This is a genomic window from Virgibacillus pantothenticus (genome assembly GCF_018075365.1).
Classification (GTDB): domain Bacteria; phylum Bacillota; class Bacilli; order Bacillales; family Amphibacillaceae; genus Virgibacillus; species Virgibacillus pantothenticus.
Genome location: NZ_CP073011.1, coordinates 1,754,853 through 1,776,689 on the forward strand (window position 1 = coordinate 1,754,853; position 21,837 = coordinate 1,776,689).

The 21,837-nt window shown below is 37.5% G+C and carries 22 protein-coding genes; 20 read left to right on the forward strand and 2 right to left on the reverse strand.

Going from position 1 to position 21,837, the window contains the following annotated elements; all coding sequences use genetic code 11:
* Positions 1 to 246: 246 nt before the first annotated feature.
* Complete coding sequence (locus tag KBP50_RS08295; RefSeq protein ID WP_050353009.1) at positions 247 to 984, reverse strand: glycerophosphodiester phosphodiesterase; 738 nt, start codon at positions 982 to 984, stop codon at positions 247 to 249.
* Positions 985 to 1,371: 387 nt separating this feature from the next.
* Between KBP50_RS08295 and KBP50_RS08300 the strand changes: the two genes are divergently transcribed.
* The 3 genes from KBP50_RS08300 to KBP50_RS08310 are packed head-to-tail and all read left to right on the forward strand — an operon-like array spanning position 1,372 to position 3,521.
* A complete protein-coding gene (locus tag KBP50_RS08300; protein WP_232231283.1) occupies positions 1,372 to 2,391 on the forward strand; it encodes an MBL fold metallo-hydrolase in 1,020 nt (339 codons plus the stop codon).
* Positions 2,366 to 3,163 (forward strand): SDR family NAD(P)-dependent oxidoreductase, encoded by a 798-nt coding sequence (locus tag KBP50_RS08305; RefSeq protein ID WP_050353007.1) that lies wholly within the window; start codon positions 2,366 to 2,368, stop codon positions 3,161 to 3,163. Before KBP50_RS08300 ends, KBP50_RS08305 begins: the two co-directional genes overlap by 26 nt.
* Before the next feature lie 22 nt (positions 3,164 to 3,185).
* Positions 3,186 to 3,521, forward strand: coding sequence for an iron-sulfur cluster biosynthesis family protein (locus KBP50_RS08310; RefSeq protein ID WP_050353006.1), 336 nt, complete (start codon positions 3,186 to 3,188; stop codon positions 3,519 to 3,521).
* Between the two features lie 538 nt (positions 3,522 to 4,059).
* Here the strand turns inward: KBP50_RS08310 and KBP50_RS08315 are convergent.
* Entirely contained in the window at positions 4,060 to 4,977 is a 918-nt protein-coding gene (locus KBP50_RS08315) for an aldo/keto reductase (RefSeq protein WP_050353005.1), read from the reverse strand.
* 282 nt (positions 4,978 to 5,259) lie between these two features.
* On the opposite strand from KBP50_RS08315, the gene KBP50_RS08320 reads away from it, so the two are divergent.
* From KBP50_RS08320 to lysA, 17 genes are all read left to right on the forward strand, one after another.
* Positions 5,260 to 5,805, forward strand: a complete 546-nt coding sequence (locus KBP50_RS08320) for an NUDIX hydrolase (protein ID WP_050353004.1) — start codon at positions 5,260 to 5,262, stop codon at positions 5,803 to 5,805.
* Position 5,806: 1 nt separating this feature from the next.
* On the forward strand, positions 5,807 to 6,970 hold the full coding sequence (locus tag KBP50_RS08325) for an endonuclease Q family protein (RefSeq protein WP_050353003.1): 1,164 nt from the start codon (positions 5,807 to 5,809) through the stop codon (positions 6,968 to 6,970).
* 402 nt (positions 6,971 to 7,372) lie between these two features.
* Positions 7,373 to 8,008 carry a stage II sporulation protein M gene (spoIIM, locus tag KBP50_RS08330; RefSeq protein WP_050353002.1) on the forward strand — a complete coding sequence of 212 codons (636 nt, stop codon included), beginning with the start codon at positions 7,373 to 7,375 and terminating at the stop codon, positions 8,006 to 8,008.
* A gap of 112 nt (positions 8,009 to 8,120) precedes the next feature.
* Positions 8,121 to 8,579, forward strand: coding sequence for a ferric iron uptake transcriptional regulator (gene fur, locus KBP50_RS08335; RefSeq protein ID WP_050353001.1), 459 nt, complete (start codon positions 8,121 to 8,123; stop codon positions 8,577 to 8,579).
* A gap of 358 nt (positions 8,580 to 8,937) precedes the next feature.
* Positions 8,938 to 9,144, forward strand: a complete 207-nt coding sequence (locus tag KBP50_RS08340; protein ID WP_050353000.1) for a DUF4227 family protein — start codon at positions 8,938 to 8,940, stop codon at positions 9,142 to 9,144.
* A gap of 4 nt (positions 9,145 to 9,148) precedes the next feature.
* Entirely contained in the window at positions 9,149 to 10,042 is an 894-nt protein-coding gene (xerD, locus tag KBP50_RS08345) for a site-specific tyrosine recombinase XerD (protein ID WP_050352999.1), read from the forward strand.
* Positions 10,043 to 10,142: 100 nt separating this feature from the next.
* Positions 10,143 to 11,318, forward strand: coding sequence for a phosphopentomutase (deoB, locus tag KBP50_RS08350; RefSeq protein WP_076361882.1), 1,176 nt, complete (start codon positions 10,143 to 10,145; stop codon positions 11,316 to 11,318).
* A 19-nt stretch (positions 11,319 to 11,337) separates the two neighbouring features.
* Complete coding sequence (locus tag KBP50_RS08355; protein WP_050352998.1) at positions 11,338 to 12,162, forward strand: purine-nucleoside phosphorylase; 825 nt, start codon at positions 11,338 to 11,340, stop codon at positions 12,160 to 12,162.
* 11 nt (positions 12,163 to 12,173) lie between these two features.
* Entirely contained in the window at positions 12,174 to 13,478 is a 1,305-nt protein-coding gene (locus tag KBP50_RS08360; protein WP_050352997.1) for a pyrimidine-nucleoside phosphorylase, read from the forward strand.
* Positions 13,479 to 14,431: 953 nt separating this feature from the next.
* The gene (locus KBP50_RS08365) at positions 14,432 to 15,607 is read left to right on the forward strand and encodes a D-alanyl-D-alanine carboxypeptidase family protein (protein WP_050352996.1); all 1,176 of its coding nucleotides are present in this window, start codon (positions 14,432 to 14,434) and stop codon (positions 15,605 to 15,607) included.
* Between the two features lie 114 nt (positions 15,608 to 15,721).
* Positions 15,722 to 16,075 carry an anti-sigma F factor antagonist gene (spoIIAA, locus tag KBP50_RS08370; RefSeq protein WP_050353548.1) on the forward strand — a complete coding sequence of 118 codons (354 nt, stop codon included), beginning with the start codon at positions 15,722 to 15,724 and terminating at the stop codon, positions 16,073 to 16,075.
* Entirely contained in the window at positions 16,072 to 16,515 is a 444-nt protein-coding gene (gene spoIIAB / locus KBP50_RS08375; RefSeq protein ID WP_050352995.1) for an anti-sigma F factor, read from the forward strand. The genes spoIIAA and spoIIAB overlap by 4 nt, the downstream gene beginning before the upstream one ends.
* 12 nt (positions 16,516 to 16,527) lie before the next feature.
* On the forward strand, positions 16,528 to 17,283 hold the full coding sequence (gene sigF / locus KBP50_RS08380) for an RNA polymerase sporulation sigma factor SigF (protein ID WP_050352994.1): 756 nt from the start codon (positions 16,528 to 16,530) through the stop codon (positions 17,281 to 17,283).
* 188 nt (positions 17,284 to 17,471) lie between these two features.
* The gene (locus tag KBP50_RS08385) at positions 17,472 to 18,101 is read left to right on the forward strand and encodes a stage V sporulation protein AA (protein ID WP_050352993.1); all 630 of its coding nucleotides are present in this window, start codon (positions 17,472 to 17,474) and stop codon (positions 18,099 to 18,101) included.
* The gene (locus tag KBP50_RS08390) at positions 18,055 to 18,501 is read left to right on the forward strand and encodes a stage V sporulation protein AB (protein WP_269466270.1); all 447 of its coding nucleotides are present in this window, start codon (positions 18,055 to 18,057) and stop codon (positions 18,499 to 18,501) included. Before KBP50_RS08385 ends, KBP50_RS08390 begins: the two co-directional genes overlap by 47 nt.
* Before the next feature lie 82 nt (positions 18,502 to 18,583).
* A complete protein-coding gene (locus KBP50_RS08395) occupies positions 18,584 to 20,059 on the forward strand; it encodes a spore germination protein (RefSeq protein ID WP_050352991.1) in 1,476 nt (491 codons plus the stop codon).
* Positions 20,060 to 20,196: 137 nt separating this feature from the next.
* Positions 20,197 to 21,504: a diaminopimelate decarboxylase gene (gene lysA, locus KBP50_RS08400; protein WP_050352990.1), complete on the forward strand. Its 1,308-nt coding sequence runs from the start codon at positions 20,197 to 20,199 to the stop codon at positions 21,502 to 21,504.
* Positions 21,505 to 21,837: the final 333 nt, after the last annotated feature.

Below are 21,837 nucleotides of genomic sequence, written 5' to 3' on the forward strand. Positions count from 1 at the left end.
TGGAGTAATGTGCCTATACAGCATGTACTGAATTCTAGCCCCCTCCACAGGACGAGGATGGTTTTAGTAGGACGGCGTATGTATTTAGATACATGAGCACTACTAGTAACGCTTCCTCGAAACCTATTCTCTCGCAGGGAAACTCGCAAGAAAGGGGGCACTTTTTTCGAAGGGAGAAATAAGCCAACTAGAAACGTCGATGTGTCACTGTAGTGTGCTGTTTGAACATTCTCTATAATATACGCCTTACCGATTGTACAAAAGGTTTCTATAATACAACGCCTGATCAGGCACATCCGTAAATATCCCATCCACACCGTATTGAATAGAACGGATAAGGTGTGCCGGTCGGTTGATAGTATATAGTCTTAGTTTCATTTTGTGTTTGTTAGCAGCGGCGACTATTTTTGGTGTTACTCGTTTATATTTCAAATGCAGAGCATTTGCGCCTAATTCTTTTGCAACATGTACAGGATGCCGATATCTTCGTGAAGTTAAGAATGCTATTTCTGCAGTTTCTTTATATGCAGCCAATCTTACAACACTATTTGCATTAAATGTAGAAATGGTAGTTCGGTTCATCAGTTGATGAGTTGAGAGATATTCATAAACGATTGCCTCCATATGATTATATTCCACTTTATTATTTTTTAGTTCAATATTTAAATATAGTGGTTTCGGTTTAATCCAAGTCAGAAATTCTTCTAACGTTGGAATTGGTGTCCCGGTAAATTTTGGCGAAAACCAGTTTCCCGCATCAAGTTGACATAGTTCACGATATGTGAAATCCTTAATATATCCAATGCTATTGGTTGTTCGTTTTACATGCTCATCATGAATAAGAACTGGTATCTGATCTTTCGTTAGTTGGACATCTGTTTCAATTCCTTCTGCTTGCATCTGATCCGCTAATTGAAATGCAGCCATAGTATTTTCCGGAGCATAGCTGCTTGCTCCACGGTGAGCGTATATAGTTGGTTTCACTCTTTATTTCACCTCTTATAATATAGAACATGCTTGATAATTATTTACCCTTATACAGAGGTTGCTTAAACGGTTGTATTTTTTCTTTTACTTGTTTTGCCGGTTATATATTTAGGCTATTCAACCTAGCTCTTTGAAGTTCCTGCTCTTCTTATTCTTGCTTTTCACATGCTCTTCATGGATGTATTATTAGCATAATGGTTCTCCTTAAAAATGGTCAAATATTAGTTCATTTGATCATCTTTACATAAACAGAGTCATGCTTAATTGGGATGGAAATAGTTAAGCCTCATTTTAGCAGTAAAGATGAGGGGTATCAATCCGTGGTTAGATAGAACCAGTTAAAACAATCGACAATATGTTGTAAAGAGAGTACAATATATAAAAATGAATGATGATTCAGTTGGAGGAATCAAACGAATGAAAGTAATTGAACAGACCATTAGTCAAATAACCTTGCCAACTCCCTTTGCAGTAGGAGATGTGCATGTATATATGTTAGCAGGAGACACATTATCAATCGTGGATGCGGGAGTGAAAACAAAGGAAGCATGGGAAGCGTTAACGACTCAATTAAAGGAACTCGGGTATCGCCCAAATGATATTGAACAAATTTTTATAACACATCATCATCCCGATCATATTGGTTTAACAGAGCAATTTCCTAAAGCAAAGCACATTGCTGCTCACCCGAATGTCGACCGTTGGCTCACAAGGGATCAGCAGTATTTGGCTCATTATATGCATTTCTTTGAACAATACTTTATTGAAAGCGGTATTCCTAAAGTCTTCTATCATGCTTTAGATCAGCTAGAAGCTACGATGGATTTTGCAGGGAAAGGAGAAGTGACTATTCCTCTTGTTGAAGGTGATACGTTGCCTGGACATCCAGATTGGAAAGTGGTTGAAACAAAAGGGCATGCACAAAGTCACCTATCGTTTTTGCGTGTTCATGATCATCTTCTAATTGGCGGAGATCATATATTGCAACATATTTCTTCCAACCCGATCATGGAACCGCCGGAAATAGGAAAAACGATAGAGTATCGACCGCAGCCTATGTTACAATACCGGAAGAATCTGCAAAAATGTATTGATATAGGTGTCAAGAAGGTGTTACCTGGTCACGGTGAAATTGTTGAGCATCCACAACATTTAATCTTCTCACGTTTAGCGAAGCAGGAGGAACGGGCAGATTATGTTTATGATATTCTACAGCAGAGCAGATGTGCGTTAACGCCATATGAAATATGTACCAAACTTTTTCCGAAGCAGTTTAAAAAACAAATTGACCTAACCATGTCGGAAACGATTGGGCAATTAGATTATTTGGAATCCTTAGAACGGGTTAGAAAAAGAAAAGAGGACGGAAAAATAGTATATGAAGCAAGCATCATTGATAAATAAAAAAATAATCATTACTGGGGCATCGAGTGGTATTGGCGAAAAATTAGCATGGCACATCGCAAGGAATGGGGGAGTTCCCATTTTATTAGCTCGTTCACAAGATAAATTACAGCAATTGAGTGATTGTATATATCAATCTTTTCATGTACAAAGTCCGATTTATTCCGTCGATTTACGAGACAAAAAGGCGATAAGTGGAGTTATTAGTGAGATTACTATAAAGCATGACCCCATCCATGGTCTCATTAACAATGCAGGAATGGGGATTTTTTCGGAAGTGAAAGATATAAGAGAAGATGAAGTGAATGCTATGTTTCAATTAAATGTAACAGCTTTAATCTTTATAACAAAGCAATTACTGCCTTATTTTCAACAACAGCCTGTAGCGCATATTATCAATATTGCATCACAGGCGGGTAAAGTAGCTACACCAAAAGCGGCGATTTATGCAGCGACAAAACATGCGGTACTTGGGTTTTCAAATGGGTTACGTCTTGAGTTGGCTGCAAGTAATATTTATGTAACAGCTGTAAACTTAGGACCAGTGAAAACGAATTTTTTCCTTACTGCTGACCCGTCTGGTAATTATGAGAAAAATGTGGCACGGTACATATTAGATCCAGATAAGGTAGCCAAAAAAATCGTTCGCTATTTATTTGCTCCCAAAAGAGAAATAAATTTGCCATTTTGGATGGATATTGGCAGCCGAATCTATCAGATGTTTCCAACAGTTACTGAAAAACTATTACGAAAGCAGTTTACACGAAAATAATCGTGAACAAAGGGGATTAATAATGGAACTATTGATAACGGACAAAGCTTGGGAGGAGTTGCAAACTATACAGTCGCAAACGTCTTTGTATTTATTATTATGGTACGATACAGAAGGTTGCGGTTGTGGAGTGAACGGTATGGCAACAATTCGCTTTGTGAAACAACGGCAACCAAGTTATAAGCGCGTGTTTAACCCAAGGATACTAACATTTATAGAAGAACAACAAGAAATATTTTTTTCTGAAAAACTAACACTTGATTATGAGCAAGGGTTATTTCGTTTGAAAAGCCATGAGGGTATTTTGAATCCTTTTATTTCTAAACAGCAATTGACTCGTGGAATAACAAACGTATGAGCTCTTTTTTAAAGAAGTCAATGTAGATGAAAGGCTGGAACAAAAAATTTTATCCCGAATGTAAAGTGCCATAAAGCCCCCACTTCGGGGAACCTTAGTAGATATATAAAATTCAAAGTGGGGGTGACGGCACCTGCATTCTCCATTCGTTGGACCTGATAAGATGGCCATCTCTGGAGGCGCAGAAAAAGTGTTTCCTCTTTTTTAAGGATGATTTACTTCGTTTAGTCGGAAAAGAAAGCCCTCACAGATTGCAGTTTCATTTTATTAAAGTAGACTATCTAGAATAATGGATGGGTATATAAGCCGCTCCAGAAATATACTTCTCTTTCCGTAGGCAGTGGTGAGCCTTCTCTTGCTCTTGCACTGTAGGTTCTCAATCGCCCGCTTTAGTATATATACATTTCCGAAGCTACATGATTACATCAATTATCTTCAGAGTTATATTCGTTTAGTCATGTCGACCTCCATTTGTAGCTAGAATATTGCTATTTTCTTATTTCCAATTAGTTCAGCAGGCGTTTAAAAGAACTTTTCGTTAACGATGTGCTTCGTACGTAAGCGCTTTGGTTAATGTTTTTAATTGCTGATACAACTGATCAGATAGTGGGATGGTGACGTTATTTGTGATCGATTCTTTCAGCTGATTTACAGAACTTGCACCGAACACTGCACTAGCTACAGCTGGATGTTGTAAGACATATAGTAATGCAAGCTCATTCAGCTTTATTGGTTCGGCAAGCGAAGTGAGCTTGCCGTATAGTTGGTGGAGTTCTTCATATGAATATCCAAGGAACCCATCTTTTGCTTTTTTGTTTATCTGATTATTTCCGTTGTTACTCAAAATACCTTTTGCTAAAGGGCCTCTTGCTAAAACGCTGATCTGATTTTCATGTAACAAATCAAGCATTTCCTCTTCAGGTCGACGGTCCAATAAACTATACTGCATCATAACACCGTCGATAGAGGATTTTTTCACATACTCGCGGATAACATTTGGTCGAATGGATGATAGGCCATAAGCACGAATGAGTCCTTCTTGCTTTAGTTCCTCAAAAGCTTCGATGGTTTCTTCAATTGGATCTTCAATGGTACCTCCATGCAACATATAAAAGTCAATGTAATCTGTCTGTAGACGCTGCAAGCTTTCCTTAACCCCATTTTGAATATGTTTTTTGGATGGATCCCAGAACCAGGTCTTTTTTAATTTATCAAAGTGATTGCCTACTTTGGTAGTTAAAATGACTCGTTCTCGCTTTTGCTTCAATGCTTCCCCAATAATTCTTTCATTTTCTCCAAAATCATATAAATCAGCTGTATCTAAATGGTTAATCCCATTGTCTAGAGCGTGGTCAATGATATATTTTGCTGTTTGTACATCTGTTCCTAGCGACATGCAACCTAAAGTCAATTCAGATAAATAAATCGATGATTTGCCAAGCTGGTTTATTTTCATTGTTTTTCTCCTTTCAAGCTTTTGATGGTCTCTCTCTGGTTCAAAAACCAATAAAGAGGGAATGGTAGACTATAGCAGTAAGTCGTTTCTGCTAGACTTCTAAGAATCAAATCAAGTAAGGTTTCTAGTGGCTAACAAGATAAGTTACTAAATTACAAGTAAACGGTAAAATTTACTGACTAATAATTCCATTTTATCGACTTACAACGTTGAAAACAATCCATACCACGTATAATTTATGATAAAATAAGAAAGAAGCGAATCAAGACAAGGGTGATAGATATGAAAAAATTTGAAGAAAAGACAATACGTTCTAAGCAAATATATAAAGGGCATGTGGTACATTTACAAGTCGACGATGTCAGTTTGCCGAATGGTAAGGAAGCGAAAAGAGAGATTATTAAGCATCCTGGGGCAGTAGCTGTTATTCCAATAACGAAAGAAAATAAAATTGTGTTGGTTGAACAATATCGCAAACCATTAGAAAAGTCTATTTTAGAAATCCCTGCCGGCAAGCTTGAGCCTGGTGAAGAACCTGAAACGACAGCTATCCGTGAATTAGAAGAAGAGACAGGGTATACAACGGATGAATTGTCATTTGTAACTTCTTTTTATTCGTCCCCAGGCTTTGCAGATGAATTAATGCACATATACATTACCAATCAGCTGCAACCATTGGAAGAAAAAGTAGCTGGTGATGAGGATGAGTTTATTGAAATTGTTGAGTTAACATTAGAAGAAGCAAAACAATATGTAGAGAAAGAACGTATTCATGATGCAAAAACCAACTATGCCATCCTTTACTTGCACGCGTTAGGGTTGAGTTAAGATGTTATCTGTGTATACTGCTGACTTACATATACATATTGGTCGCGATATGTATCATAAGCCAGTTAAGATTACTGCTTCTAACAACTTAACATTACCAGCTATTTTAAAAGAAGCAACTAGAAATAAAGGGATTGATATGATTGGTATTGTTGATTGCCAAGCTCCTGCAGTGTTGCAGGAGCTAAAACAGCTGATTTATCAAGGGATTGCTACTGAATTAGAGGAAGGCGGTGTTCGATTCGAGTCGGTAACACTTCTGTTAGGTTCAGAAATTGAAGTGTATGATGAACGCTGTCAAGGACCAGTTCATGTCCTTTGTTATTTTCCTGGTATCCATGAAATGGAGTTGTTTTCTGATTGGCTAAGTAAACGAATGAAGAATATTTCGTTAAGCTCGCAACGCTTTTATGGTACTGCAATCGAGTTGCAACGGAAGGTAAAGGAACTGCAAGGGGTGTTTATTCCTGCTCATATATTTACACCATTTAAAAGCTTGTACGGAAAAGGCGTTTTACAGTCATTAACAGAGATATTATCTCCAGATCTTATCGATGGGGTGGAACTGGGACTAAGTTCTGATACGTACATGGCTGATCAGATAAAGGAATTACATGGCTTTACGTATCTCACCAATTCTGACGCACATTCATTAAGAAAAATTGCCCGTGAATATCAGCATTTGCAAATGAAACATCCGTCCTTTAAGGAATTTCAATACGTATTAAATAACAAAAACGGAAGACATGTCAAAGAAAACTATGGGATGAACCCGAAACTAGGGAAATACTATAGAACCGTATGCAGCCAATGCTTATCTCAGTTAAAGAGGGATGACTCTATTTGTCCTAACTGTCATTCGAGAAAATACGTCAAAGGAGTGGCAGACCGAATAGCAGCATTAAAAGATACAGATAAAGGTAATGTTGCTCGGCCTGGCTATACGTATCAAGTGCCGTTAGAATACTTGCCTGGTTTAGGGAAGAAAACATATGAGAAGCTTTTAAAGGAGTTTGGCACAGAGATGTACATTATTCATCAAGCCTCCTATGAGGAACTTGCTAATGTAGTTCAAAATTCAATAGCTCAATCGATCATTGATATGCGACATGGTAAATTACATGTTCATGAAGGTGGAGGGGGAAAATACGGTTCCATCAAATAGAGATGCTAGAAACGAAAATGGTTTATCCCGTATATAAGGTGCTGTAAGACTCCCACTTCAGGAATTGGATAATCTGTTCTGTAATAAGTCTAAGTGGGAGATAACAGCACCTAAATGACCTATTTCGTAATAAGCCTTTAGATCATACCATTATGGTACTAACAATCGTTGGGGGATGAATGAACCGCTGCCTCGCTGATGGAAGATTCACTCTATTGCAGATGTTTACAAATAAGAAAAGTTCCTGCCTTTTCAATCAAGTATATGGATCCTGCTAAAGTTTCGCTGACACAAACCTCTTATTTATGGACATAATTAATAGAAAGCTCATAGAAAATTGGTATTTTTGCTTGGTTACCTTCATAGTTTTTATTATAGCAGTTTATTGAATGGAGGATTCCAATGCATAAAAATAAAACGCTTCTCATCAACCATGTCAAAGAGCACGCCACCATATATTTGTTTATGGTCATTCTATTTTTAACAGGTATTATATTTGGTGCAATCCTCGTTAACAGTATGAATTTCGTACAAAAACAAGATTTGTTCTTTTATTTGGAACGCTTTTTTAAGCAGGTAACGGATAATGAGCAAGCAGCATATATAGAAATTTTTAAAAATAGCTTTTTCTACCATATAAAGTATTTGTTGCTTTTATTCGTGTTAGGATTATCCGTCATTGGCTTGCCATTAGTGTGGATTCTCATCTTTCTTAAAGGTTTGGTAGTAGGGTTCTCCGTAGGATTTATGGTTAATCAGCTTGGCATGAACGGGCTTTTACTGGCAAGTTTATCAATTGCACCGCAAAATTTTCTCATTATACCCGTATATATAATAGCGGGGAGTTTGGCAATGATTTTTTCCTTAACATTGTTGAGCAAATTATTTAGCAATAGAATTGCACAGCCAGTATTCCAACCATTTGGGAGATATGTGCTACTATTTTCTTTGCTAATACTTTTTGCTAGTATAGCTGCCTTATTAGAGACGTTTGTTTCGAATGAGGCGATGCAGTGGATGGTTCGTTCATTTTACTAATAACGAGTATTATATTATAATTATTTTAAATATAAACTAATAGTATTTTGCTTTGACACAATTTTCATCCAAGCATATAATAAAGATGGGATATGAGGGAGGTAATCGCCCAATGGAACATCGAATCGATCGGATAAAAAAACAGCTCCACGCCCAAAGTTACAAGCTAACACCACAGCGCGAGGCGACTGTCCGAGTTTTACTGGAAAGAGAAGAAGACCATTTAAGTGCTGAAGATGTTTATCTACTTGTGAAAGAAATAGCACCGGAAATCGGTTTGGCAACTGTATATCGTACATTGGAATTATTATCGGAATTAAAAATTGTTGATAAAATAAATTTTGGTGATGGTGTTTCTCGTTACGACCTGCGAAAAGAAGGTGCCAAGCACTCGCATCATCATCTCGTTTGCTCTGAATGTGGCTCCGTAGAAGAAATAGAGGAAGATCTGCTTGAAGAGGTTGAAAAAATCGTCCAAAATGAATGGGGATTTCAGGTAAAGGATCATCGACTTACGTTTCACGGAGTTTGTAAACAGTGCCAGACGATAACAGTAAGTGCTTCTAGTTGAGTTTACAGACTATACTAGGAGCACGTATTTATAGCATTGTTACTTAGAAAAAGACAGAGTAAGAACGTGAGAATACATATGATGAAGCTACTCCGGTAACTGGATTCCATGTTTCTATTTTCCTACTGCTTAAAGTTATCAGCCAACCAACTTTTGTGACTACTACTTAAGCACTTTCAAAAACAAATGCTAATGAATTTATTTATATAATGGAAAATCATTTACAAATGAACATAAAAGCGGTAAATTAAAGATAAGATCCTTTGTTAGAAATGCTTTTTTCTTATGTTTTCTATGTATATTACGCCTCTATTTTTGCATATCTTTTATAAAGATATTTTTTAGAGGAGTAATGGATATGAAAATGATGCTTTTGGACATGTTAAAAGTATTTTGTCTCTTTATTGCGTTCACTTTATTATTTTATTACGGTTTACGCGTCATGCATGCGGAATACGAACATTATCATCGTTATGACCCTCCAGAAGGGCCAGCGGTGAAAGTGTTTACGGAAGAGCATAGTTTTTTCGAGCGTATTCATTTATTTTTCCGTTTAGGGGAGTAGAAAGATGTTACATGATAGTGCGGAAGATTTTTTCCATTATTTGCGAATTGAGCGCGGGCTAGCAGAAAATACGCTGGCTTCCTATCAAAGAGATATCGCAAACTATATGCAATATTTAAAAACTAATGTGCAAAAAAACAACTGGGAAGAAGTTACACGAGCAGATATGACGGGATTTTTATACAGTTTAAAGGACAATCATAAATCATCAGCGACAATTGCTCGGCATATTTCTTCGATTCGAGCATTTCATCAGTTTTTAATTCGCGAGCAACTAGTAACGCATGATGCAAGTTTGCATATTGAAACACCAAAAAAGGAGCGTAAATTACCAGATGTTTTATCCATCAAAGAAATGGATGCGCTTTTAAACATCCAAGGTACAAGCCCTTTACAGTTACGCAATAAAGCGATGTTCGAACTTCTTTATGCAACAGGTTTACGGGTTTCCGAAATGATTACATTGAAAACCTCGGATTTGCACCTGACGATGGGATTTATTCAATGTGTCGGCAAAGGATCTAAGGAACGGATTGTTCCAGTTGGGAATACAGCTATCCGCGCAATTGAAACATATTTACAACAAGGGAGAGAAAAGTTAATAAAGCGTCACCCAGAAACTGCTACTTTGTTTGTTAATCAACACGGAAAACCATTGTCACGCCAAGGATTTTGGAAAATTCTAAAGAAAAGGGCTTTGGAAGCTGGAATAACAAAAGCAATTACTCCTCATACGTTACGTCACTCTTTTGCTACACATTTATTAGAAAATGGAGCTGATTTGCGCCTTGTTCAAGAAATGCTTGGGCATGTAGATATTTCAACAACACAAATTTATACACATGTAACAAAATCTAGGCTAAAGGATGTTTATACAAGTTACCATCCAAGAGCATAATTTTTTTATGATAGTTGTCTGACATCCTACCACTGGATGATAATGTAGACATAGTTCCGATTATTTTCGGGAACATAATAACTATAAGGAGGGAACAACATTGAAAAAATTCAAACGTATTTTTCTAGTTGTGATGGACTCTGTAGGTATTGGAGAAGCACCAGACGCAGATAAATTTAATGATCAGGGTGCGGATACACTTGGGCATATTGCTGCTCATCGGAAAGGTCTTCACATGCCAAACATGGCAAGTTTAGGGTTAAGTAATATCCGAGAAATTCAAGGAATTGAGAAAGCGGCTTCACCTAAAGCCCATTATACAAAAATGAAAGAAGCTTCCAATGGAAAAGATACGATGACAGGTCATTGGGAAATCATGGGGCTGCATATTGAGCAACCGTTTCGCACATTTCCAGAGGGCTTTCCGGATGAACTGATCCAAGAGTTGGAGAAACAGACCGGTCGTAAAGTAATTGGTAATAAACCGGCATCTGGGACGAAAATTATTGAGGAGCTCGGTGAAGAGCATATGGAAACAGGAGCTTTAATCGTCTACACTTCTGCCGATTCAGTCTTGCAAATCGCTGCACATGAAGAAATTATTCCCATTGACGAACAATATCGTATTTGTGAGATAGCTCGTAAACTAACATTAGATGAAAAATATATGGTTGGTCGTGTAATTGCGCGTCCATTCATTGGAAAACCAGGCGCATTTGAACGAACTGCTAATCGACATGACTATGCATTAAAACCGTTTGGAAAAACGGTCATGAACGAATTACAGGAAAACAATTATGATGTCATTGCATTAGGGAAAATATGTGACATTTACGATGGTGAAGGAGTTACAAAAGCCATCCGTACAAAAGATAACGATGATGGAATGACAAAATTAGTAGAATCCATGAAGGAAAATTTTACTGGAATTAGCTTTTTAAATTTAGTTGATTTTGATGCGAAGTATGGACATCGTCGCGATCCGGATGGTTATGCTGAAGCTTTGGAAGCTTATGATGCTCGTCTTACAGAAGTATTAGAGAAATTACAGCATGATGATCTGTTAATCATCACTGCCGATCATGGAAATGACCCAACTCATCACGGTACAGATCATACGAGAGAATATGTTCCATTACTTGTTTATCATAACGGTATACAAGAAGGAAAGGAATTACCAATTCGTGAAACGTTTGCTGATATTGGTGCGACCATTGCAGATAATTTCCAAGTTAAACTACCACAGCATGGCACAAGCTTTTTAAATACAATTTAAACGGTGAGGGGGAATAGAAATGAATCAAGAAGCGATGCAACAAGCAAGTACATTTTTACAAACAAAATTAACACATAAGCCTAAAATTGGATTAATACTTGGGTCTGGTCTAGGTGTCTTAGCGGAAGAAATAGAAGATGCAGTAACAATCCCATATCAGGAGATACCAGATTTTCCAGAATCAACAGTTTCTGGTCATAAAGGACAATTAGTTTCAGGACTGCTAAAAGGCAAACCAGTGATTGCAATGCAAGGACGCTTTCACTACTACGAAGGATATTCAATGCAACAAGTTACTTTCCCGATTCGTGTTTTTAAGGAACTTGGAATTGAAACCTTACTAGTCACGAATGCCGCTGGAGGAATTAACGAGCAGTTTCAACCTGGTAATCTGATGTTAATTACAGATCATATCAACAATATGGGCGTAAATCCGTTAATCGGCAGAAACGATGACTGTTTAGGAGTGAGATTTCCTGACATGTCTGAAGTGTATAGTAAGAGACTGATTGCCCATGCGGAATCTTGTGCTCAAGAGATTGGTCTGTCGATACAAAAAGGGGTATATGTTGGTAATACTGGTCCATCTTATGAGACACCTGCTGAAGTTCGCATGCTTCGAACGTTAGGAGGAGATGCGGTAGGAATGTCAACGGTTCCTGAAGTTATTGTAGCAGCTCATGCAGGTATGGAAGTACTAGGTATCTCTTGTATATCAAATATGGCTGCTGGAATTCTCGATCAGCCATTAACGCATGATGAAGTAATTGAAACAACTGAACAAGTGAAAGCATCTTTTCTGCAATTCGTCAAGAAAGTTATCCAAACTATTCCTGAAAGGTAAGGGTGATAAACATGCGTATGTATGACATTATTGAGAAGAAACGAGATAACCAAGCACTCACAAAAGAGGAAATTCAATTTTTTATTCAAGGCTATACAAATGGGGAAATTCCTGATTATCAAGTTAGCGCACTATTAATGGCGATTTATTTTCAGGATATGAATGATCAGGAACGAGCAGAGTTGACTCAGGCAATGGTAGAATCAGGCGATCAGATTGATTTATCAGCGATTGATGGAATAAAAGTAGATAAGCATTCCACTGGTGGAGTTGGGGATACAACAACCTTAATTCTTGCACCGTTAGTCGCTTCTGTAGGTGTGCCTGTAGCAAAAATGAGTGGTAGAGGCTTAGGTCATACAGGTGGTACCATTGATAAACTGGAATCTGTACCAGGCTTTCATGTGGAAATATCAAATGATGAATTTATTGAATTAGTAAACAAAAATAAAGTAGCGGTAGTTGGTCAATCAGGAAACCTTACTCCAGCAGATAAGAAAATCTATGGTTTAAGAGATGTAACAGCAACCGTTAACTCCATTCCTTTAATCGCTAGTTCTATTATGAGTAAAAAAATTGCCTCAGGCGCTGATGCTATTGTGCTCGATGTAAAGACAGGCGCTGGTGCATTTATGAAAGATTTGGACGATGCAAAGGAACTCGCTACTGCTATGGTCACCATTGGAAACAAAGTAGGCAGAAATACGATGGCGGTTATTTCAGATATGAGTCAGCCACTAGGTAATGCAATTGGAAATGCATTAGAAGTAAAAGAAGCAATTGAAACATTGCAAGGGAATGGTCCTGAAGATCTAACGGAGCTTTGTTTGACATTAGGAAGTCAAATGGTTGTGTTGGCAAAGCAGGCCGCAACAATTAAAGAAGCTCGAGCAAAATTAGAGGAAAATCTCCATAATGGTAAGGCATTACAGCAGTTTAAAATTTTCCTAAACTCACAAGGTGGCGATGCCTCTGTTGTCGATCAACCAGAATCTCTCCCACAAGCAACATATCAAATCGAGTTGCCAGCTAAATCTTCTGGAAAAGTCGCCGAAATCATAGCTGATGACATTGGAACAGCAGCAATGATGCTAGGTGCTGGAAGAGCAACAAAGGATGCAGTCATTGACTTAGCCGTTGGTATTGTTCTGCATAAGAAGATTGGGGACGAAGTAAAAGAAGGAGAATCCTTACTTACGATTCACACAAATTCAGAAGACGTTGACGAAGTGAAAGACAAGCTTTATCGTAGTATTTCAATTTCAGCAGGTGAAATAGAAGCTCCAACATTAATTCATGGTATGGTAACAGAATAATAAAATAATTAAAGACCCTTGACAACTGTGAATTGTACCCTATAGGTAGGCTTTTTTAGAGCGTCTACCCTATAGGGTACATTTTACGCATTGAAGGGTCTTTTTTTTACGAAGTAGGACAGGTACACCTTTATATATTTGCATCGAACAGGATGGCTTTTTTTATACAAAGCATTCTATATTCCGTTTGCGGCTATTTTTTCAAGTGACCAAAATAAGTTTTTTTAGTATCTAATTTATGCAACAGGATACTTTTATACAGTGAAACTTCATTTAGTATAACCTTGTTTATGTCCTCTACTAATAAAATATAAAGTTCCTCTTTCCGAAAAAAATAACACTATTTCTGTGTGTAATACGTCGCTAACGTAGTTTTCCTTGTTGTATAGGAACCTATAAATTGATGTGCTTGGGGATAACGAAATAACCGACTAGTCACATCCGGCGCATGAGCTAAGCAACTATGCGACTTAAGAAATGCGCCCTACGAAAAAAGTCATCATCGGTTTGTCGCTAAGGGGAAGGCCGACTAAAAACGGGCTTGCCGCCCACGTCGGCATACCCCAGTTTTAGTGGCGTGATTCCTAAATCTTTAGTTGATTCCGTTCCATTCGCTACGTTGCTAAACGGGCGCCCCGAGCCTTTGTTCACCATTTAAAAAAGAAGAATTTTTACTTGGTGTCGCACCTTCTGCAATCGACAGTTTACAGGCAAGAATAAGAATTTAGCTGCCGTAATCTCCCAAGTTTCTTTGTTTTACTTTCATTTCTTGAAGTGGAGTTGTGCCGAACCTTACATTCACGATAAATGAATTATAAGATTGGTATAAAAAATGAAAAAATTGGCGAACCTATATGTATGTCGTCTGAAATAAAACTAGGAGTATGTTTTTACTTTTAAAACATCCAAAGCAGTATTTGAACAAGCTACATAGAAATATTGGAGGGAAAAGAATGAAAAAGGCTCTATGGATCATTAGCATCGTATGTATAATAACTATGAATACAATGACTTTTGCAAGTGCAGAAGAAAAGAAAAGTACGAAAGATCAAAATCTAGCGAACGATGCAAAATCGGCTCTTTTGATGGAGCGTGACACGGGAAAAGTACTATTTAATAAAAATGAACATGAAAAACTATCACCAGCAAGCATGACAAAAATTATGACTTTGTTATTAATCATGGAAGCTTTGGATGAAGGGAAGTTAAAACTGGATGAAAAAGTGAGAGTTAGTGAACATGCGGCTTCCATGGGCGGATCACAAATCTTCTTGGAAGCAGGAGAAGAAATGACTGTGGATGATCTATTAAAAGGAATTGCAATCGCTTCGGGAAATGATGCAAGTGTTGCTTTGGCAGAACGCGTAGCCGGAAGCGAAGGGGCTTTTGTACAAAAAATGAACGAGAAAGTAAAAGAATTACAACTAAAGAATACCAAATTTCAAAATGTAACAGGACTTCCTGCTGATGATCATTACAGCACAGCTTATGATATGGCTGTGATGTCAAAAGAGTTATTGAAGTACGAGGATATTACCAGCTATACCTCCATTTATGAGGATTATTTACGCAAAGGACAAGAGAATGAATTTTGGCTCGTTAATACAAATCGATTAGTTAAATTTTATTCTGGCGTTGATGGTCTTAAAACAGGTTACACAAGTGATGCAAAATACTGTTTAACCGCAACTGCGGAAAAAGAAGATATGCGTGTTATTGCAGTAGTAATGGGTTCTAGCTCTTCTAAAGAAAGAAATGAACAAGTTTCCCAAATGCTTGACTATGCCTTCAATCATTTTCAGACGAAAAAGTTATTTGATAAAGGGGATAAAATCACGGAGTTAAAACTAACTAAGGCTGAAAATAAACAAACAGATGTAGTAGCTTCAGAATCGATCAGCACATTATTTAAGCGAGGAGACTCGATGGAAAATGTAACGACAGAGATTGCCATGAAAGAAGATATGCAGCTTCCCGTGCAAAAAGGGGAGACCGTAGGGGAGCTAATTGTAAAGGATGGGGAAAATATACTATCCAGAAGTGATCTGACCGTTAAAGAATCGATTGATAATGCTTCGTATGGTACGCTTTGGAAGCGAACATGGCAAAAATTGGCGAAAAATGATTAATTAGTTCTTTTTTAGGGGAACTACTTCTTCTTTTGTCAACTAGCAGGATTTATAGTCTAGATGCTCGAATTAATAAAAGTATCGGCAGTTAAGAAATAAGGAGGAGAAATGGCAATGGGACTTCATTCAACATTTGCTGTAAAGGAGAATGTATTAGTCGTCCGGCTTGCCGGAGAATTAGATCATCACGAAGCAGAACAACTGCGTATGGAATGGAAAAAAGTGATGTATGAACATGATGTCAAACATGTTGTATTAAATCTGGAAGCCATGGATTTTATGGATAGTTCTGGTCTCGGAGTTGTACTAGGGAGGTATAAAGAAGTATTGCAGTTAGGTGGGGAGATGGTAGTTTGCTCCATATCTCCACCTATCAGACGGTTATTTGAAATGTCAGGGTTATTTAAGATTGTTCGCTTAGAGGAGAATGAACAATTTGCTTTAGAAACATTGGGGGTGGCATCGTGAAAAATGAAATGACAGTTACCTTTTCAAGTGTTAGTGAAAATGAATCTTTTGCCAGAGTAACAGTAGCTGCTTTTGTAAGTAAGCTAGATCCGACAATGGATGAGCTTACAGAAATCAAAACAGTTGTATCAGAAGCCGTAACCAACTGTATTATTCATGCTTATAATAATGAACCGTATCATGAAGTAACGATAACTTGTGCAATAATGGATGGAGAGGTTGAATTAACCATTAAAGATAACGGCACGGGGATCGAGGATATTGATGAAGCCCGGCAACCGTTATATACTTCCAAACCTGAGTTAGAAAGGTCTGGCATGGGATTTACAATCATCGAAAATTTTATGGACACGGTGGAGGTTATATCTAACCCTGGTCAGGGAACGACTGTACACATGACGAAACAATTGACAAACGCGAAAACGGTGTGCTCATCGTGAAGGGTTTTGCCGATGAAGGTTAATGTGCAAGGGGATAATAGAAGCGAAGCGCTAACAGATGAAGAGGTAAAGACACTAATAGAAAAAAGTCAACATGGTGATAAAGCAGCAAGAGATATGTTAGTGGAAAAAAATATGCGCCTCGTTTGGTCTGTTGTACAGCGATTTATTAATAGAGGATATGACCCTGATGATTTGTTCCAAATTGGAAGTATAGGCCTCATTAAGTCCATTGATAAATTTGATCTATCTTATGATGTGCGTTTTTCTACCTATGCTGTTCCGATGATTATTGGTGAAATCCAACGCTTTATTCGGGATGATGGGACTGTGAAGGTAAGTCGATCACTGAAAGAAACAGGTAATCGTATTCGAAAGAAAAAAGATGAATTAACAAAGAAATTCGGTAGATCACCAACAGTAAATGAAATATCAGAAGCATTGGACATTTCACCAGAGGAAGTTGTTCATGCTCAAGAAGCAAGTAAATCTCCTCAGTCGATTCATGAAACCGTATTTGAGAATGATGGTGACCCAATTACGTTATTAGATCAAATATCGGACGAAGACTCAAAATGGTTTGAACGAATCACTTTACAAGAAGCAATTCGTGGTCTCAGTGAAAGAGAAAGGCTAATTGTTTACTTGCGCTACTACAAAGACCAAACGCAATCCGAAGTAGCAAAACGTCTTGGTATTTCGCAAGTTCAAGTCTCTCGATTGGAGAAAAAAATTCTGGAAGAAATGAAGCTTTATATTGATGCCTAGATTTCTTTGTTCGAACTGAAACTGGCTGTTACAAGATCCCGTTTACCCAATGAGGTATACGGGATTATTTTTGTGATAATCGGTATAGTTCTTTGCTAATCCAACCTCTACATAAATAAACCGTGTAAATTTCACTGTTTTAGTAAATACTAAATGATACAAGTTCACTAGCAGTTGGAGGGAGAAGGATGCCGAACCATCAGGTTTATTTGCGTATGAAAAAAAATATGGAACTAACTAGGTATCAAGTATTACGGCTAAAGGATATTGCTGTTATTTCTACAAATGATGCAAAAAAAAGTCAGCTTGAAGATATACCAATATACCGTTTAGGTAAGAAAGATAAAAACATTGTCGTGATCGACAGCTTTTTAGTTATTGACTACTTGAATCGTGATTTTCCAGATTTAGAATTCCAATTAGTTGGTCCGAATCAAACGATTGTTCGGATCCAGAAGCAACGAAAATCTCCTTCTGTTTTCATTGCTTTAGGAGTTTGGGTGTTAATCTTTGTCGGAACAGCTATGACGATTATGAACTTTCATTATGATGTAAGTATGCAGGAAGTGCATCAAAAAATTCATTATTTGTTGACAGGAGAACAGGAGGAATACCCTTTATGGCTGCAAATTCCGTATTCTTTTGGTTTAGGGATAGGTATGTTGCTTTTTTTTAATCACTGGTTTAATAAACGCTTTAACGAAGAACCGAGTCCTTTAGAAGTAGAGATCTACAATTATCAGCAAGATTTGGATAACTACGTCATTCATTATGAAAATGCATGCAACGATGTCGATCCTCCTCATACACCTTCTTGAAGCCTTAATTGGATTTAGTGCAGGACTTGCTGTTGGGGCTGGTTATGTAGCGTTTATTACTATTTTAGGAATCGTACCTCGGCTAATTCAATTAAGTAAAACGGAAATGTTCTTACCTATTTACACAGCGTGCATCCTTTTAGGTAGTTTGTTTGGAACCTATTTATCATTTACTTCGATTACGTGGGGGAATTCTTTCATTGTTATAGCTGTATGGGGATTACTCCAAGGGGTTTTTAACGGGATGCTGGCAGCTGCATTAGCAGAGGTGTTAAATGTATTTCCGATATTATACAAACGGATAGGAATTGAAAAATATCTACTCTGGCTGCTAATGGCGATTGTGTTTGGTAAAATAGCTGGTTCTTTATTTCAGTGGTTATATTTTGTAAAGCAATAAGCAAAAAAGCCTACGATAACCAACAAAAACTACTTTTAGGCTTAAATTTTATTTTTACGTAAAATATAAAGGGGGCATACATATGACACAACATGATCAAAAGATCCCTGTGAATCCCAAGTTAAAACATACAGAAAACTATATGAAAACCAGATTGGGAATAGGTGTGTCCTTTGACTTAGGATTTCGCAAGCTTGTATTATTAAAGCGTGATATTCACATTTATTATGTGACTGGGTTATGTGATTCAATTGTTATTCAAGATTTATTGAAAGAACTTGTAAATTTGAATGATCATGAATCAAATGGTAGAAAACTTCCAGAAATCGTTGAAAACCGTCTCATTCATCAACAAGTTGAACAAGTTAAAACAATGGATGAAGCTATAGATCAAATGTTATCCGGGTTAATCGTTCTTTTTATAGATGGAGAACGATTTGCTTTTGTGATAGATGTACGAAATTATCCCGGAAGAACGCCCGAAGAACCAGATATTGAACGAGTAGTCCGCGGTTCTAGAGATGGCTATACGGAAAATATTATTGAAAATACAGCATTAACTAGAAGAAGAATTCGAGACCCGAGATTACGCAATGAAATGCTAAAAGTAGGGGAACGATCAAAAACAGATGTTTGTCTAAGTTATATTGATGATGTCGCTGATGAAGGACTTATTCAATTGATTAAAGACCGGATTCAAGCAATTGAAGTAGATGGTATTTCGATGGCAGATAAAACGATTGATGAATTTATTATTAATCGAAAGTGGGACCCATATCCACTTGTACGTTATACGGAACGACCAGATGTTGCTGCAAACCATTTATTAGAAGGGCATGTTTTAATTATAGTCGATACATCTCCGAGTGTGATTATTTTACCAACTACGTTTTTTCACCATTTACAGCATGCAGAAGAATATCGCCAAACACCTGCAATTGGGACATTTATTCGTTGGATTCGTATAATGGCAGTTTTTGCTTCCATGTATTTACTGCCATTATGGCTATTATTTGTGATGGAGCCAGATTTATTGCCAAAACAACTTGCCTTTATTGGTCCAAATGAAGAAGGGAATATTTCTATTCCGATTCAAATAATTATGGGGGTTATTGGTATTGAGTTCCTTCGTATGGCTGCTATTCATACGCCAACCCCTTTGTCAACGGCAATGGGGTTGATTGCCGCTGTTTTAATCGGTCAAATTGCCATTGATGTTGGAATGTTTAGTCCTGAAGTTATATTGTACGTATCTGTCAGCGCGATTGGGGGTTATGTAACGCCGAGTTATGAATTGAGCGTGTCCAATAAAATAGTCAATATTATATTTGTGATAATTACCGGTTTATTTGGTTTAATTGGTTTTGTTAGTATGTTCTTAGTCCATATCCTGTTCCTAATTCATCTTAAATCTCTAAGAACACCTTATTTATGGCCATTTATTCCATTTAATCCCCGTGCAATGCTGCATACGCTTGTTCGAATCCCTGTTCCATATACGAACAGTAGACCAAGCATTGTTCATCCAAAAAATAATTATCGTCAGCCTGAAAAATAATTTTTGTGCAAATATCCACACCAATATTTTGCTAAGAGGTCGACTTTTTTCACAAGTCTCTTTTCTTTTATACATTGGTGTGGTAAAGTTTTTAATTATAACTTGCGTTGAAGGGATTACGGAGGTCGTTGAAAGCTATGATAATTGATAACCATCCATTTACTGTAAATGAACAAGGTCATTTAGAAATAGGCGGTTTAGACAGTGTTACGCTTGCGAAAAAATATGGTACTCCTTTGTATGTTTATGATGTCCAAATGATTCGCGACAATTGTCGGGCGTTTGTAAACACATTTCAAAATATGGGCGTAACTGCAAAAGTTGCGTATGCAAGTAAAGCTTTTTCATCCATCGCCATGGTTCAAGTTATAAAACAAGAGGGCATGTATTTGGATGTTGTGTCTGAAGGAGAGTTATATACAGCTTTACATGCTGGATACCCAACTGAAAAGATACATTTTCATGGGAATAATAAAAGCATTGCTGAACTAAGGATGGCGATAGAACATAATATTGGGTGTATTGTGGTAGATAATTTTCAAGAAATTAAACATATTCGCAGCTTATTGAAAACGTATGATAAACAGATGGATGTTTTAATGCGCGTTACACCAGGGATTGAATCAAAAACACACCACTATATTATGACTGGGAATGAAGATTCCAAGTTCGGATTCAACTTACAAAACGGACAAGCAGAAACCGCGTTTTTACAAATGCATAATGATCCATATATTCGCTTTCAGGGCCTTCATTGCCATATCGGCTCGCAAATTTTTGAAACAGATCGTTTTATACTCGCTACAAGTGTTTTGTTTCAGGAATTACGTACATGGAAGGAGAGGCATGGTTATACACCGAATGTGTTAAATTTAGGTGGAGGTTATGGAATTCGCTACACGAAAGATGATGCGCCTATTTCCTATGCCCCATTTGTAGAAGAGTTAGTTAACGAGGTACAAAAGCAAGTAGAAGCATTAGCTATTCCAATGCCGGAAATCTGGTTAGAACCAGGAAGAGCAATCGCTGGTAATGCTGGAATTACTTTGTATACAGTAGGTGCAATGAAAGAAATTCCAGGAATCCGTAATTATGTAGCGGTTGATGGAGGTATGACAGATAATTTACGTCCAGCACTGTATCAGGCAAAGTATGAAGCTGTGCTCGCTAATAAGGCAGCTGCACCAACAGAAACAAACGTATCGATTGCCGGTAAATGTTGTGAATCAGGCGACATGCTTATTTGGGATCTTCCATTACCACATGTTTCGCAGAATGATATTTTAGCTGTTTTTTCAACGGGCGCGTATGGATATTCGATGGCGAATCATTACAATCGTTTTGCCAAGCCAGCAGTTGTGTTTGTAGAAAATGGCGAAGATAAGCTTGTCGTCCAGCGAGAAACCTATCAAGATATCATCCGTCACGATTTAAGTTATGAATAGTTCCTTGGGAATGAGTAAACTGCTTGCGAGAAGATAGACAGCAAATTCACAATTTTAAGTGATTAAGAAGAAGGCTCTCATCTTTGAAAGGAATAAGTTAGGGGCTAGCGGATACCTAACAATAGCCGGGGGGATGAAAGGCCTCCTTCACTTCTGATTAAAGTGCGCGAAGTATATGTCGGTGGTTGTATGTATCCATCCGTAATCTTTTTTATAGACGGGTTTAATAAAAAATTCTTTTGTCTATGCCGCTAAAAGCAAGCAAAGCACAAAATCGAGAGTAGTTTTCTTAAATACCTGACAGACTCAACACATGGTAATTACTTTGCACGC

Bases quoted from the DNA above. Each gene is read 5' to 3' on its own strand.
- KBP50_RS08390 (WP_269466270.1), top strand. From the start codon at position 18,055: ATGAAAATGCATGCAACGATGTCGATCCTCCTCATACACCTTCTTGAA.
- KBP50_RS08365 (WP_050352996.1), top strand. From the start codon at position 14,432: ATGAAAAAGGCTCTATGGATCATTAGCATCGTATGTATAATAACTATG.
- KBP50_RS08310 (WP_050353006.1), top strand. From the start codon at position 3,186: ATGGAACTATTGATAACGGACAAAGCTTGGGAGGAGTTGCAAACTATA.
- KBP50_RS08305 (WP_050353007.1), top strand. From the start codon at position 2,366: ATGAAGCAAGCATCATTGATAAATAAAAAAATAATCATTACTGGGGCA.
- KBP50_RS08325 (WP_050353003.1), top strand. From the start codon at position 5,807: ATGTTATCTGTGTATACTGCTGACTTACATATACATATTGGTCGCGAT.
- sigF (WP_050352994.1), top strand. From the start codon at position 16,528: ATGAAGGTTAATGTGCAAGGGGATAATAGAAGCGAAGCGCTAACAGAT.
- KBP50_RS08315 (WP_050353005.1), bottom strand. From the start codon at position 4,977: ATGAAAATAAACCAGCTTGGCAAATCATCGATTTATTTATCTGAATTG.
- spoIIAA (WP_050353548.1), top strand. From the start codon at position 15,722: ATGGGACTTCATTCAACATTTGCTGTAAAGGAGAATGTATTAGTCGTC.
- KBP50_RS08340 (WP_050353000.1), top strand. From the start codon at position 8,938: ATGAAAATGATGCTTTTGGACATGTTAAAAGTATTTTGTCTCTTTATT.
- lysA (WP_050352990.1), top strand. From the start codon at position 20,197: ATGATAATTGATAACCATCCATTTACTGTAAATGAACAAGGTCATTTA.
- KBP50_RS08320 (WP_050353004.1), top strand. From the start codon at position 5,260: ATGAAAAAATTTGAAGAAAAGACAATACGTTCTAAGCAAATATATAAA.
- KBP50_RS08395 (WP_050352991.1), top strand. From the start codon at position 18,584: ATGACACAACATGATCAAAAGATCCCTGTGAATCCCAAGTTAAAACAT.
- fur (WP_050353001.1), top strand. From the start codon at position 8,121: ATGGAACATCGAATCGATCGGATAAAAAAACAGCTCCACGCCCAAAGT.
- xerD (WP_050352999.1), top strand. From the start codon at position 9,149: ATGTTACATGATAGTGCGGAAGATTTTTTCCATTATTTGCGAATTGAG.
- KBP50_RS08355 (WP_050352998.1), top strand. From the start codon at position 11,338: ATGAATCAAGAAGCGATGCAACAAGCAAGTACATTTTTACAAACAAAA.
- KBP50_RS08360 (WP_050352997.1), top strand. From the start codon at position 12,174: ATGCGTATGTATGACATTATTGAGAAGAAACGAGATAACCAAGCACTC.
- KBP50_RS08385 (WP_050352993.1), top strand. From the start codon at position 17,472: ATGCCGAACCATCAGGTTTATTTGCGTATGAAAAAAAATATGGAACTA.
- spoIIM (WP_050353002.1), top strand. From the start codon at position 7,373: ATGCATAAAAATAAAACGCTTCTCATCAACCATGTCAAAGAGCACGCC.
- KBP50_RS08300 (WP_232231283.1), top strand. From the start codon at position 1,372: ATGAATGATGATTCAGTTGGAGGAATCAAACGAATGAAAGTAATTGAA.